Raw genomic sequence first — 13145 nt, 5'->3', positions numbered from 1 at the left:
CGCGCCGGTCCGTCAACCATATACAAACGACTTGATTACGTCGAGGGCTGACCCGTCGACTCCCATATCCGCTGGTGGACGACGGTGACGTACGCGGCGAAGGTCGCCTGGTCCGGGAATGCGATGAGCTCGCCGCGCTCCACCTCGACGAAGCGGGAGGCCACGTCGTCGAGGTCGAGACCGGGGACGACGAGCCCCTCGGTCTCGGCGATCCGGACCAGCGCGAGCCTGCTGCCGACGCACTGGAACAGCCCGCCGTCCGCCGGGCAGTCCGGATGCACGAGCCACGCCGCGGCGGCGCTGGTGCGCTCCGGGCGGTAGTGCTCGCGGAACCAGGCCTCGCGCTCCGGGTCCTCCTTGAGCATCGCGGCGGTCATCCGGGTGTGGGCACCCACGCAGAGCACGTTGGCGCGGATGCCGTGTGGGGCACCGTCGCAGCGCACGCTCCCGGCCAGGCCGATCAGCCCTGTCTTGCTCGCGCCGTAGTGCGCCAGCGCCGGAACGCCGTAGAGCGGCCCCGCCGAGCCGATGTAGAGCAGCCGCCCGCCCCCGCCCGCGATCAGGTGCGGCCAGGCCGCGCGGGTGAGGTGGAACGGGCCCGACAGGTTGACCCGCAGGACCCGGTCCCAGACCTCGGCGGTGAGCTCGGCGAACGGCTGGAACGTGACGACGGCGGCGTTGTGCACGATCGCGTCGATCCGCCCGTAGGCGGTCAGCGCCGCGTCGACCAGATCGGCGCAGCCCTGTGGGTCGCCGACGTCGGAGGCGTCGGCCACCGCCTCACCCTCCGCCGCGACGATCTCCGCCACGACCTCGGCGGCCGGGTCACCTCCGGGCGAGGTGCCGTCGACCGCCGAGCCCACGTCGTTGACCACGACCCGGGCGCCGCGCGAGGCGAGCAGCAGCGCGTGGCTGCGACCCATCCCCCGCCCGGCGCCGGTGACGATCACGACGCGCCCACCGAAGTGGACCGTCACGGGGTGGCGCCGAACGGGTCGAGCGAGTCCAGCGGCACGAGCTTCCCGCCCTGGATGCGGGACGGGAACACCGTGGCGGACGCGATCCGCGGCAGTTCGGCGATCGGGCCCGGCTTGGCGAACGAGAGCCCGTCGATCCAGAGGAAGTCCAGGCCGTCGACCTGGTTCAGCGCCGCGGTCAGCGACTCCCGCGTGACGTCGCCCTGGATGCCCCCGGCGACCTCTGCGAACAGGTGCACCGACGCCCACGCCCGCAGTCCGAGTCCCGACGACGCGGTCCCCGGCGAGTACTTCTGCAGCGCCGCCGTGAACGCCTGGCCCGTCGGGTTGGTGGGGTTCGCGTCCGGCGTGCCCGCCACGACGTAACTGCCCTCCGCCGCGGCCCCGGCCTCGGTGATCACCGCCTCGGACACGGTGCCCGCGCTGGCGACCACCTTGATCGGCGACCCGGCGTCGGCGATCGCCTTCCACAACTTGAGGTTCGCCTCGGGCGACATCGAGGACACGAACACCTGAGCGCCCGCCGCTGTGGCCTGGGCGATATAGGTGGCGTAGTCGAGGGTGTCCGCGGGGATTTCGTAGACAGCGACGTTCTGCACGCCCGCCGCCTTCGCCCCGAGGTCGAAGTAGCTCTGGGTGGTGGCCGTCCCTGCGGTCTCGATGTGGATGGAGGCGATCTTCGTCGCCCCCATCTGCTGGGCCGCCACGAACGGCATGCCCGCGAAGGCGGGGACACCGGGGTCGAACAGGTAGTTGGCCGTGCTCTGGGCGTCGACCGGCGTGATGGCGTCCGCGCCGATCGACGGCAGCCCCGCCTCCTCCAGCACCGGCAGGACCTGGGCCCCGAAGTTCGACAGCGACCCGACGAGGGCGACGGCATCCCCGCGCGCCCCCTCCTGGGCGCAGCGCAGGGCCTCGTTGGCGTCGTAGCGGTCGTTGCAGGTGGTGAGCTTGATCTGCTTGCCGTGGACACCGCCTGCCGCGTTGATCTCGTCGACGGCCGCCTGCGCACCGGTCTGCAGCATCGGGAGCGACGCCGTCTGGGACTCGATCGGGCCGATCTGGAACAGCTCGAGGGTGGCCCCCGACCCCCCGCCGCCGCCCGAGGTCCCACAGGCGGTGGCCGTCACCAGGACGGCCGCGAGCACGCATGATCGCAGCTTCATTCTCGTCTCCATCGATGAGAAGGCGACCGACCACAGGACGGTCGGACGCGAGGACGCACCGGGTCGCGGGGCTGCGCGCGTGGCGGCGGATGTCTAACACACCGAACGGGTGAAGCTCAACACTCGACGCTCTCGCCTGCGAAAACAGATCGCGCCTTTCCATGCACAGACGATTTGATATAGATTTTGGCGCACCGAGGCGGGCTGCACTCGGACCCTCCCACCCGGCGTCGCCCTCAGCGCGCCACGTCTCGAGGCCGACGAAGGAGTCGCTCGTGGGGATCCAGACACTCCAGGTCGCCGCTCTGGCGCTCGGACCGGGCGCGATGCTCGGGCTGCTGGCGCTGGGCATCGTGCTCATCTATCGCGGAACCGGCACGCTCAACCTCGCCCACGGCTCGCAAGCCGCGCTCGGCGGCTTCGTCTACTGGGACGCCACCGTCGGCCTGGGCCTCTCGCCCGCCCTCGCGCTCGTCGTCGCGATCGTGGTCAGCGGACTCTGCGGCGTCCTGATCCAGGTGCTCGTGATGCGCAGGCTCGCGGGCGCCTCACCGCTCACCCACCTCATCGCGTCGGCGGGTGTGCTGATCGTGATCCAGTCGCTGCTCCTGCTCCGCTACGGCAGCAACGGGCGCAACGTCCCCTCGCTGCTGCCCACTGGCCCCGTCCCGCTCGGCGGCGAGGTCACGATCGGTCTCGACCGACTGCTGCTGATCGTCGTCGCCCTGGTCGTCATGCTCGCGCTGTGGCTGCTCTACCGGTTCACCACCTTCGGCATCGCCACCGCCGCATCCGCGGAGAACGCGATGGCCGGTGCCGCGCTCGGGCACGACCCGAACCGGCTCGCGATGGGCAACTGGTTCCTCGGCGGTGCGCTCGCCGGGCTCGCCGGTGCGTTGCTGGCCCCGATCAGCGGGCTCGACCTCACCACGATGCTCAACCTGATCGTCCCCGCGCTCGGGGCGGCGTTGTTCGGCGGGCTGGTGTCCTTCCCGCTCACCGTGCTCGGCGGGATCGTCATCGTGCTCGCGCAGTCGCAGGCGTCGCTGCACATCCCGCTGCGCGGTGCCAGCACGATCGCGACCTTCGTGATCATCGTGGGACTCATGGTCCTGCGTGGGCGGAGCATTCCGCTGCGCGGGTTCCTGGGCGCCCGGTTGCCCGCGTTGGGGAGCGGGCGGATCCGGTGGCCGATCGTCGGGGGCGTGCTGGTCGTCGGGCTCGTACTGATCTGGCTGGTGCTGCCCGACGTCTGGAACGACGCGCTGCTCACCAGCATGCTCGTCGCTGTCGTGATGCTGTCGATCGTCGTGGTCACCGGGTTCGCCGGACAGCTGTCCCTGGCACAGTTCGCCCTGGCCGGAGTGGGAGCGGTGATCGCGTCACTGCTCGGCACGTACGTCGGACTGCCGTTCCCGCTGCTGCTGCTCGCCGCCGCGGTCGGCGCGGTCCCTGTAGGGATTCTGCTGGCGCTGCCCGCCACCCGGATGCGGGGCGCGAGCCTGGCAGTGGTCACCCTCGCGTTCAACGTGCTCCTCGCGGCGACCGTGTTCAGCCGGGCGCAGGTGATCACCGTGCCGCGGCCCAGCCTCTTCGGCCTCGACCTGAGCCCGATCCTGCATCCCGAGCGGTACCTCACGCTGGTCGTGGTGGTGTTCGCGGTGCTGGCGCTGGCCGTCGCGAACCTACGCCGCAGCCGGACCGGCCGACGGTTCGTGGCCGTCCGCGGTAACGAGCGCGCCGCCGCGGCGGTGGGCATCGACGTGGCCCGGGTCAAGATCAGTGCCTTCGCGATCTCCGCGGTCATCGCCGCGATCGGTGGGGTGCTGCTGGCCTTCCGCACCACCTCGGTCGTCTGGACCGACTTCGACGTCCTGGGCTCGGTCGACCAGCTCGCCTGGACGGTGATCGGTGGCGTGGGATTCGTCGCCGGGCCGCTGCTGGGCATGGGTTTCGTGCCCGGCGGCCTGGGCACCCAGGTGATCGACACCGTCTACACGGACGACTTCGCCCTGCTCCCACTGATCGGCGGGCTTCTGGTTCTGCTCACCCTGATCATGAACCCGGACGGCGTCGCCGCCGTGGCGAAGCACAGCCTGCGGCGGTTCTTTCCACCGGAGCCGCCACCCACACCGCCGGCGCCGAGCAAGCCGGCAGAGACCGCCCATGCCCGACCGCGCGGTGCCCTCGCGGTCGAGGACCTGCACGTCTCGTTCGGCGCGGTGCACGTGCTCGACGGGGTGTCTCTCACCGTCGAACCGGGCCGTGTGCACGGCCTCATCGGACCGAACGGCGCGGGCAAGACCACGCTCCTCGACGCGGTGAGCGGGTTTGCCGCCCCGGCTGCGGGGCGGATTTCCCTCGGCGGGCACTCGTTCGACGGCGTACCCACATGGCAACGCTCGCTTCTCGGCCTCGGCCGTTCCTTCCAGAGCCTCGAGCTGTTCGACGACCTGACCGTGCTGGACAACATCCGGGTCGCGACCCGAGCCCGCAGCCGTTTCGGCCTCGCGGGCGACCTCGTACGCCCCCAGTCCGACGACCTCGGCCCCGCCGCCTGGCAGGCCATCGAGCTTCTCGAGCTCACCGACCAGCTGACCAAGAAGATCGACGAGGTGCCTCACGGGGTGCGTCAGCTCGTCGGGATCGCCCGCGCTCTCGCAGCGGATTCGGACGTCGTGCTGCTCGACGAGCCCGCCGCGGGCCTCGACGACCGCGAGACCGCCGAGCTCGCCCGGCTGGTGCGCCGGACCGTAGACGTCCGCGGGATCGGGGTGCTGCTCATCGAGCACGACGTCGAGTTCGTGATGTCGGTCAGCGACTCCGTGACCGCCCTGAACTTCGGCCGGATCGTGGCGGCGGGGCCGCCCGACGAAGTCCGACGCAACCCGATCGTCGTGGACGCCTACCTCGGTCGCGACGACTCTGAGCCGGTTGTGGAGGAACAGGTATGACGATCCCGGTGATCGCAGCGCGCGGCCTCGGCGTCGGGCACGGTGCCCGACCCTTCGTCACCGGCCTCGACCTCGAGGTGCACCCCGGTGAGATCGTCGCGCTGCTAGGGGCGAACGGGGCGGGCAAAAGCACCACCCTGCTCGGCCTCGCTGGCGCGCTGGCTGCCCAGGAGGGGCACGTCGAGCTGCGCGGGCGCACAGTCCGGTCCGCGCTGCACCGTCGGGCGCAGCAGGGCCTCGGGTTCATCACCCAGCAGCGCTGCGTGTTCATGGGGCTGACCGCGCGGGACAACTTGCGGGCGGGCGGGGTGGACCCCGGCCGGGCCGTCGAGGCCTTCCCCGAGCTGCGTCCGCACCTCGGCCGTACGGTCGGCCTGCTCTCCGGGGGCCAGCAGCAGATGCTGGCCGTGGCCAGGGCAATCGCCCGCAAGCCGGACGTGCTGCTCGCCGACGAGCTCTCCCTCGGCCTCGCCCCGTTGGTCGTGGACCGCATCCTCGGCGCGCTGCGCACCGCGTGCATCGAGGACGGCCTCGGGCTGCTGCTCGTGGAGCAACAGGTGCCCAAGGCGCTCGCCGTCGCCGACCGGGTCGTGGTGCTGCGCCGCGGCAAGATCGCCCTCGAAGGGCCGGTCGCGGACGTTCGCGGGCGGCTCGACGACCTTCAAGACCTCTATCTCTGACCAGGAGGACTCGTCATGACCACCACCGCATCGCCGCTGCAGACCCCCTACCCGGTGTCCGACGAGCAGGTCACCCACTACCAGCGGGTGGGCTGGGTGCACGTGCCGGAGCTGCTCCCCGCCGACCTCACCCAGGAGATGCTCGCCCGCATCGGCGAGGGCTTCCGAGTGAAGCCGAGCCGCAACGAGAACTGGATCGAGGACGAGAAGTTCACCGACATCCTCAGTATCTACAACGGGATGGCCTGGAAGGACGACCTCTTCCACTCGATCGCGACCTCGCCGCGCATGACCTCGCTGGCCCAAGCCCTGCTGGGTGGCGAGCCGGGGCAGTTCGTCCACGACATGGCGTTCGTCAAGCCCGCGGAGCACGGCGCCGAGAGCTCCATGCACCAGGACTTCCCCTTCTCGCCCTTCGACCGACCGGGCACCATGACCGTCTGGGTAGCGCTCACGGACATGACCCCGGACATGGGCACCCTGGAGTTCCTGTCCGGCTCCCACACCGTCGGGCCGCTGGGCCGGTACAACCGCAAGGCGGGGGACGACATGCGCGCCGCCAACCCATGGCTGGCCGACCGGTTCCCCCTGGAGGGCGGCCTGCACCTGCGTGCGGGCGACGCCACCGTGCACCACGACCTCACTGTGCACGGCTCGCAGCCGAACAGCACCCCGCGCACCCGCTCTGCCTACACCGCGCGCTACATGCCCGCCGACGTCCTCTACACCGGGACCCCGCACCACCACTACGACACCTTCGACCTCACGCCCAATGAGTCCTTCGCCTCCTACGAGGTCTTCACCGGTTTCGGGAGCCGCTGACATGTACCTCAGGTACGAGACCCTCGACGAGGGCCGCGTCGCCCGGATCGCCCTCGACCGGCCGCGACAACGCAACGCGCAGAACCGCGGCCTGCTCATCGAACTCGACGAGGCGTTCGCCCGCGCGGAGGCCGACGACACGGTCCGCGTGGTGATCCTCAAGGGCAACGGCCCGGTCTTCTCCTCGGGCCACGATCTCGGGTCGAAGGACGCGCTGGCCGAGCGCGCGCCCGGCGGGCACCCGAGCTACGCCTGCAACGGCGGCACCGCGCCGCCCGTGGAGATGCGGCACCGGCAGGAGTGGCACCACTACTTCGCCAACACCCGGCGCTGGCGCAACCTCCGCAAGATCACAGTCGCGCAGGTCCACGGCAGCGTCTACTCGGCGGCGTTGATGCTCGCCTGGTGCTGCGACCTCATCGTCGCGGCAGACGACGCGACCTTCGCCGACGTCGTCGGGACCCGGTTGGGGATGTGCGGGGTCGAGTACTTCGGGCACCCGTGGGAGTTCGGTCCACGCAAGGCAAAGGAGCTGTTGCTCACCGGAGATTCGATCGACGCCGTTGAGGCACACCAGCTGGGCATGGTGTCCAAGATCTTCCCGGTCGACGAGCTCGACGACCGCACACTCGCGTTCGCCTCGCGGATCGCGCAGGTGCCGACCATCGCGTCGCTGCTGATCAAGGAGTCGGTGAACCAGGCCGTCGACGCGATGGGCTTCCCCGCCGCGCTCGACGCCGCCTTCACCGCCCACCAGCTCAACCACGCCCACTGGACCGTCGAGTCCGGCGGAACCTCGATCGTCGGCACGGCCGAGCACGGTCTGCCGGACTGGCGCACCGCACCGCCCGTTCGCCCGGCCCGGCGCGACGAGCCGTGAGCGGTAACGCTCGACGATCTCCGCATCCTCGACCTGTCACCAGCCCTCGCGAGCACACACGGCATTCTGCTGTTGGCCGATCTCGGCGCCGCCCGGTTCCGCAGTGAGCTCGGCGCCGACGCCCGCCGGATCACCGAGAGCATCGGGCCGCGAAACGCGATCTTCTTTGTGGCCGCGCCTTGGCTGACCTGCACCGTGATCTGCGCGGCCAGAGCGAGGCAGCCGGGTAGGTCACGCTGGATCTGAGTCGGTTCGCGACCGCCGGACCAGTGTTCGCCGCAGCTCCTCCACCAGAGGAGGCAGCGCAGGCAACCGGTCCGAAGGATCAGCGCGAGGCCGGAAGTGAGATCCGCCTGTCCAGGATCGACTCATTCAGCTCGTCCACGCAGCGGGGAGGCCGCGCGGGCGGCGGATCCCGGCGACGAGGCCGGAGCGGATGGTTGCGTGGGCTTCGCGGGGTGGCAGGCGCCGCAGCTGCCCCGCAGAGCAGAGATCAGTCGAAGTCAGGACCCGCCGAAGACGATCCTTGTTCCCGGCGGAGCCGGAGTGTCCAGGTCCTCGACGACCATCCCGTCGAGCTTGATCACCTTCCGCTCGAGATGGGCGGCAATCCGGTCCTCCGACAGCATCGCCGCGAGGCGGGTCCGGACCGTCGGGATCTCCTCAGCCTGCTCCGCGTCGCTCACGTCAGGATCAAACTTCCGCTGCACCCCGGCGGATGCCGTCGGCTCGCTCACCTCTTCGGGGTTCATCGGTCAGCTCCGGTAGGTCTGGCCGTTGTAGCGGCGGAGCTTCAGCGCCTCGGCCGGCACGAGCTGGTCCACCAGCCTCAGGCGTAACGAGGGGTTCCGCGACGCCCACATGATGGGGAACGTGACAAGCCCGTACCAGCGCGCGTCGAGCCCGCGGAACCACGAGTGGAGCTCGCCGTTCGCGAGGCCGGCGACGTCGAGCACGCCGGGCTTACTGATGTCGATGTTTCGTCGCTCCTGCGGGCCGAATATGCACCGCAAGTCAACGTAGACGGGCTTCACCATCCTGCGCATGGGCACCGCCTCCTACTCGAACGCATGTTCGAGATCGTACGACGGGCGTCACAGCTGTCGTCTCCAGCCGCGGCAGGTCACTCTTCGGTTGCGCAAGGTCGAGCGAGCCTCAGGAAGCCGTGCTCGGCGCGACGAAAGTGCGGATGCGCTCCTTCAGCTCGGGGTCGGCGACCTCCATGGTGAAGTCGCCGAGGTCGCTCGGGTCGCGGCCATCCCGGCGGACGGCGTCGACGAGGAGCTGACGCAGCTGGGCCGCGTTGTTCGGGTCGGCCTCGGCGGAGAAGTCGGCGATGACGTAGCCGCGGCGCCGAACAACGAAGTCGAGGAGCCTCGCCGATGCAGAAGTGGGTGGGGCAGGCTGCGCCGGCTCGACCTCGGTGATCTCCGGCTCGGGCTCCTGAGTCCCGGGCATTGCGTCGGACGGGGACGACGTCGCAGAGTCGTCGACGTCAGCGATCTCGAGGACGATCGGCCGTCCTCCGCTCTTGAGGAGGACCAGACCCCACTCCTCGAGGAGCTGCAGCGCCTTGTACACGGTGCCGACGCCGACCTCGTGCCGCTTGGCCAGGGCGTTCACGGCGAGCAGCTGATCGCCGGGTGCGAGCTCGCCTGTCAGGATCTGCAGGCGGATCGTCGACGCGACCTTTTCGAACGGGAGGCGTGGCGCCGTCTTCGCCCGCTCGCTCGCGGACGCAGCCACCTTCGGACGCTCGGGCAGCCGCGCCGCGATACCGGCGGCGGCACGCTGGTCGGCTTCGGCCAGCCAGGCGCTGTAGACCCGCAGCGTGGTGATACCTCCTCCGCTGTGCCCGAGCCGGCCGGCGACGGTCAGAATGTCCATTCCGGCGGCGATCAGTTCGGTCGCCGAGTAGTGCCGCAGGGCGTGGAAGTGCGTCTCGATCCCGAGCCGCTTGGCCATCCGCGTGTAGCGCTGCCCCACTGACGACGGCACCAGCGGCTCGCTGCTGTCCGGCGTCTGGGAGAACACGAACCCCTGCCCAGTGAGCAGCTTGCCGACCTGCGCCGCCGCCTCCTCGGCGCGCAGTCGGTGCTCGGCCAGTACCTCGCGCGTCTCGTCGTCGATCGTGACGCGGCGCTGCTGGTGGGTCTTCGTGTCCTTCTCCACCAGGTTGCTGCGGCCGTCGGTCCCAGGGCTCGGCGGATCTCGACCAGGCCCTGCTCGAGGTCCAGGTCCACATTGCGCCACCGCAAAGCGCACACCTCGCCCCGCCGCGCGCCCGTCGTCATGGTGAACCAGACCAGCGCGCCCCAGCCCGGATCCAGCGACGCCTCCTCGATCAGCTTCGCCGCCTCCGCCGGCGTCGGCGGGCGCGGGTCCGGCGGCTTCGGCGGCGGTGCTTCGGCCTGGACCACCGGGCTGGTTGCGATCCAGCGCCAGCGGACGGCCTTCTTGTATGCGCCGTTCAGGATGTGGTGGACGTGCCGGATCGTCGTGTTCGACAGTGGCTTGCACACGTGCGGCCGGCAACGCTCGTCGCACTCGTGCGGCTGGGGCGTGCGATGGTCGATCTGCCGGCTCTTCGGCCGGCAGTGGATGCGGCAGCGCCGGAGCTCGGCGTAGAGCGAGTCGAGCACGTCGGGGTCGACCGCGCCGGCCTTGAGTCCGCCGATGAAGGGGCGGACGTGATTCTCGAGGTATCGCGTGTACATGAGGTGCGTGCTCGGGCTGACGTCGATCATCTCGAGGTAGCGGTCGAGCAGCTGGTTGACCGTCGCCGTCGTTCGCGGGTTCCGGCGCTCGTCGACCTCGTTGAGCATCCGCGTGCGCGCGGCCTCAGCCTGAGCGTGCGCACGAGGTCCGGGCGGAATGATCTCGATGAGGTCGTGCCGACGCCCGCTGACGGCGTCGACGCCTCCGTAGACGCGCACGCGGTAGGCGCCGCTGGGGAGGCGGTCGACGCTGCCGCGGGTCCGCTTGCGGCCTGCCTGAGCACGGGGCATGACCTGAAAGTTAGGAACGTTCGTGTCATGAACCGTGTCACGACACGCGACCGCTGAGCGTGTCGCGCACGCATCAGACCTGGTCAGGGAGGGTGGGCGCGGCAGGGATCGAACCTGCGACCGCTCGGGTGTAAAGCGCGCGGCACTTCCCTCTCAGGCCTTTTACCAGCGCCAACGCTGGCACGAGATCCCTCTTCAACCCCTCCGACCGCGCCCTTCAACGGGATTTCGTGTCACGAGTGGTGTCATGGGAAGGAGCTTTTGAGCGCTTCTCGCCGCGATCGAATCGTTGGCGAACTCGTCCGCCGAGCTGTGATGTTTGGATTCGGCTTATTGCACCGCGCAAGCCTTCCAGCTGATCCGCACGTCGTCCGTGACGACGGCTTCGTCGCGATCCTCAGGGGCCACAGCGAACAAGCGTCCCGCTGAGCTGATGAAGCTGATCCCCGCCACCCAGATCAGCTGAGGGAGCTCGTGACCACGAGGAGGTTTCTCGGACGTGAGCCGCCGGGTGCCGGGTCGGAAGACGCTGGCCTTTACGGCATCCAGGCGCCTCTGCCCATGACGGCGGGACCCGCCGGGACTGGCTGACGAGCTGGAGACGTCGCCCGCCACTTTGACGAATCCGTCGCTCGAGCTACCAGCGTTCCACTGAGCGAGTCGAATATTCCCGTCGGCCTGGGGACGGTGTGACAGTTCCGGCATGCAGCAGCAGAGGATCCCGGCCGCGATCGTCGGCCCCGGGAACATTGGCACCGATCTGCTGGCGAAGCTCGCCGACAGCCCGGTGCTCGACGTCCGGTACGTCGTCGGCGTCGTCGAGTCCGAGGGTCTGGCCCGCGCCCGGGCGCGCGGGATCGAGGCCAGCGCGGACGGGGTGGACTGGCTGCTCCGCCAGGACCCGTTGCCGACGATCGTGTTCGAGGCGACCTCGGCCAAGGCGCACGCCGCCAACGCCCCGCGCTACGCCGAGGCGGGCATCCAGGCCGTCGACCTCACCCCCGCGCACCTGGGTCCGATGGTCTCGCCCGCGGTCAACGGCGCCGACCACCTCGCCTCGCCCAACGTCTCGATGATCACCTGCGGGGGACAGGCGACGATCCCGATCGTGCACGCCGTCTCGCGGATCACCCCGGTCCCTTACGCCGAGATCGTGGCGTCCATCGCGTCCCGCTCGGCCGGGGCGGGCACCCGGGCGAACATCGACGAGTTCACCCACACCACCAGCCGGGCCGTGGCCGAGGTCGGCGGGGCCGGGCGCGGCAAGGCGATCATCATCCTGAACCCGGTGGAACCGCCGATGATCATGCGCGACACGGTTTACTGCATGATCGGCGCCCACGCCGACCGTGCCGCGATCACCGCCTCGATCCACGAGATGGTCGCCGCGGTGCAGGAGTACGTGCCCGGCTATACGCTGCGCGCCGAGCCGCAGTTCGACGAGCCCACCCAGGCCTGGGACGGGCACGCCCGCGTGGCGGTGTTCCTCGAGGTCAGGGGCAACGGTGACTACCTGCCCCCGTACGCCGGCAACCTCGACATCATGACTGCCGCGGCCGCCCGGATCGGCGAGCTGATGGCCCGCGCCCAGCTGGAGGTGGCTGCATGACTCGCCCCGCCCTTTCTCGTCCCGCGCTGCGCGACGACGTCTGCATCATCGATACCACCCTGCGCGACGGCAGCCACGCCATGGCGCACCGGTTCACCGAGACCCAGGTCCGCGACATCGTCCGCGCGCTCGACGCCGCCGGGATCGAGTGGATCGAGGTCAGCCACGGCGACGGCGTCGGCGGCTCGTCGTTCAACTACGGCTTCTCCGGCACCGACGAGATGCGCCTGATTGCCGCCGCCCGCGACGAGGCCCGCCAGGCGAAGATCGCCGTGCTGCTCGTCCCCGGGATCGGCACCGTCGACGACCTCAAGCGCGCCCACGACGCCGGCGCCGAGATGGTCCGCGTGGCCACCCACTGCACCGAGGCCGACGTCTCCGCGCAGCACTTCGCCGCCGCCCGCGAGCTGGGCATGCAGACCGCCGGGTTCCTGATGATGGCGCACAAGACCAGCCCCGAGGACCTGGCGAAGCAGGCCCGGATCATGGTCGACGCCGGCTGCCAGGCCCCCTATGTCACCGACTCGGCTGGCGCGCTGCTCATGCACCAGGCCCGGGCCCGGTTCGAGGCCCTGCTCGTCGAGGTCGGGAACGACGCCTGGGTCGGCTACCACGGCCACCAGAACCTCAGCTTCGGCGTCGCCAACTCCGTCATCGCCCACGAGGTCGGCGTCCGCTACATCGACGGCTCGCTGTGCGCGCTCGGCGCCGGCGCGGGCAACTCCCCCACCGAGGTGCTCGCGGCGGTCTTCGACCGGCTCGGCGTGGACACCGGGCTCGACGTCGGGCGGCTGCTCGACGCCGCGGAGGAGGTCGTCCGCCCGTACCTGACCCGCTGGCCGAAGATGGACCGCAACGCCATCGTCCAGGGCTGGGCCGGGGTCTACTCCTCGTTCCTGCTGCACGCCGAGCGGGCTGCCGAGCGCTACAAGGTGCCCGCCCACGCGATCCTGCGCCGCTGCGGCGAGCGCGGCTACGTCGGCGGCCAGGAGGACATGATCATCGACGTGGCGCTCGGCCTCGCCGCGGAAACGGGCTCGGCGGCCTGA

At 70.4% G+C, this 13145-nt stretch carries 12 protein-coding genes; 7 read left to right on the top strand and 5 right to left on the bottom strand.

The window, feature by feature from the left end; genetic code table 11:
- Positions 1-35: 35 nt before the first annotated feature.
- Positions 36-977, bottom strand: a complete 942-nt coding sequence (locus AB0B41_RS18310) for an SDR family NAD(P)-dependent oxidoreductase (RefSeq protein ID WP_358204562.1) — start codon at positions 975-977, stop codon at positions 36-38.
- A complete protein-coding gene (locus AB0B41_RS18305) occupies positions 974-2143 on the bottom strand; it encodes an ABC transporter substrate-binding protein (protein ID WP_358204560.1) in 1170 nt (389 codons plus the stop codon). Before AB0B41_RS18305 ends, AB0B41_RS18310 begins: the two co-directional genes overlap by 4 nt.
- A gap of 161 nt (positions 2144-2304) precedes the next feature.
- Here AB0B41_RS18305 and AB0B41_RS18300 point away from each other — a divergent pair, with 161 nt between their 5' ends.
- Genes AB0B41_RS18300 through AB0B41_RS18285 form a run of 4 tightly spaced genes read left to right on the top strand, consistent with a single transcriptional unit; the run spans position 2305 to position 7479 of the window.
- On the top strand, positions 2305-5097 hold the full coding sequence (locus AB0B41_RS18300; RefSeq protein ID WP_358204558.1) for a branched-chain amino acid ABC transporter permease/ATP-binding protein: 2793 nt from the start codon (positions 2305-2307) through the stop codon (positions 5095-5097).
- Positions 5094-5777 (top strand): ATP-binding cassette domain-containing protein, encoded by a 684-nt coding sequence (locus AB0B41_RS18295; RefSeq protein ID WP_358204555.1) that lies wholly within the window; start codon positions 5094-5096, stop codon positions 5775-5777. The genes AB0B41_RS18300 and AB0B41_RS18295 overlap by 4 nt, the downstream gene beginning before the upstream one ends.
- Positions 5778-5792: 15 nt before the next feature.
- On the top strand, positions 5793-6599 hold the full coding sequence (locus tag AB0B41_RS18290; RefSeq protein ID WP_358204553.1) for a phytanoyl-CoA dioxygenase family protein: 807 nt from the start codon (positions 5793-5795) through the stop codon (positions 6597-6599).
- 1 nt (position 6600) lies between these two features.
- Positions 6601-7479, top strand: coding sequence for an enoyl-CoA hydratase (locus AB0B41_RS18285; RefSeq protein WP_358204551.1), 879 nt, complete (start codon positions 6601-6603; stop codon positions 7477-7479).
- A gap of 503 nt (positions 7480-7982) precedes the next feature.
- On the opposite strand, the gene AB0B41_RS18280 is transcribed toward AB0B41_RS18285, so the two are convergent.
- From AB0B41_RS18280 to AB0B41_RS18270, 3 genes are all read right to left on the bottom strand, one after another.
- Entirely contained in the window at positions 7983-8165 is a 183-nt protein-coding gene (locus AB0B41_RS18280; protein WP_358204548.1) for a hypothetical protein, read from the bottom strand.
- Between the two features lie 69 nt (positions 8166-8234).
- Positions 8235-8525, bottom strand: a complete 291-nt coding sequence (locus tag AB0B41_RS18275) for a hypothetical protein (protein ID WP_358204546.1) — start codon at positions 8523-8525, stop codon at positions 8235-8237.
- A 109-nt stretch (positions 8526-8634) separates the two neighbouring features.
- On the bottom strand, positions 8635-9651 hold the full coding sequence (locus AB0B41_RS18270; protein WP_358204545.1) for a tyrosine-type recombinase/integrase: 1017 nt from the start codon (positions 9649-9651) through the stop codon (positions 8635-8637).
- Between the two features lie 308 nt (positions 9652-9959).
- On the opposite strand from AB0B41_RS18270, the gene AB0B41_RS18265 reads away from it, so the two are divergent.
- The 3 genes from AB0B41_RS18265 to dmpG all read left to right on the top strand — a co-directional run bounded on the left by AB0B41_RS18265 (position 9960) and on the right by dmpG (position 13145).
- Positions 9960-10544 (top strand): hypothetical protein, encoded by a 585-nt coding sequence (locus tag AB0B41_RS18265; RefSeq protein ID WP_358204543.1) that lies wholly within the window; start codon positions 9960-9962, stop codon positions 10542-10544.
- Between the two features lie 646 nt (positions 10545-11190).
- Positions 11191-12096: an acetaldehyde dehydrogenase (acetylating) gene (locus tag AB0B41_RS18260; protein ID WP_358204541.1), complete on the top strand. Its 906-nt coding sequence runs from the start codon at positions 11191-11193 to the stop codon at positions 12094-12096.
- The gene (gene dmpG / locus AB0B41_RS18255) at positions 12093-13145 is read left to right on the top strand and encodes a 4-hydroxy-2-oxovalerate aldolase (RefSeq protein WP_358204539.1); all 1053 of its coding nucleotides are present in this window, start codon (positions 12093-12095) and stop codon (positions 13143-13145) included. Before AB0B41_RS18260 ends, dmpG begins: the two co-directional genes overlap by 4 nt.

The organism is Pseudonocardia sp. NPDC049154, from assembly GCF_040648315.1.
In the GTDB taxonomy this organism is placed as follows: domain Bacteria; phylum Actinomycetota; class Actinomycetes; order Mycobacteriales; family Pseudonocardiaceae; genus Pseudonocardia.
This window is presented reverse-complemented; position numbering and strand designations above follow the sequence as displayed.

What these genes read in the sequence shown, in the direction of transcription:
- AB0B41_RS18305 (WP_358204560.1), bottom strand. Translation starts at nt 2,143, where the DNA reads ATGAAGCTGCGATCATGCGTGCTCGCGGCCGTCCTGGTGACGGCCACC.
- AB0B41_RS18300 (WP_358204558.1), top strand. Translation starts at nt 2,305, where the DNA reads ATGCACAGACGATTTGATATAGATTTTGGCGCACCGAGGCGGGCTGCA.
- AB0B41_RS18295 (WP_358204555.1), top strand. Translation starts at nt 5,094, where the DNA reads ATGACGATCCCGGTGATCGCAGCGCGCGGCCTCGGCGTCGGGCACGGT.
- AB0B41_RS18290 (WP_358204553.1), top strand. Translation starts at nt 5,793, where the DNA reads ATGACCACCACCGCATCGCCGCTGCAGACCCCCTACCCGGTGTCCGAC.
- AB0B41_RS18285 (WP_358204551.1), top strand. Translation starts at nt 6,601, where the DNA reads ATGTACCTCAGGTACGAGACCCTCGACGAGGGCCGCGTCGCCCGGATC.
- AB0B41_RS18275 (WP_358204546.1), bottom strand. Translation starts at nt 8,525, where the DNA reads ATGCGCAGGATGGTGAAGCCCGTCTACGTTGACTTGCGGTGCATATTC.
- AB0B41_RS18260 (WP_358204541.1), top strand. Translation starts at nt 11,191, where the DNA reads ATGCAGCAGCAGAGGATCCCGGCCGCGATCGTCGGCCCCGGGAACATT.
- dmpG (WP_358204539.1), top strand. Translation starts at nt 12,093, where the DNA reads ATGACTCGCCCCGCCCTTTCTCGTCCCGCGCTGCGCGACGACGTCTGC.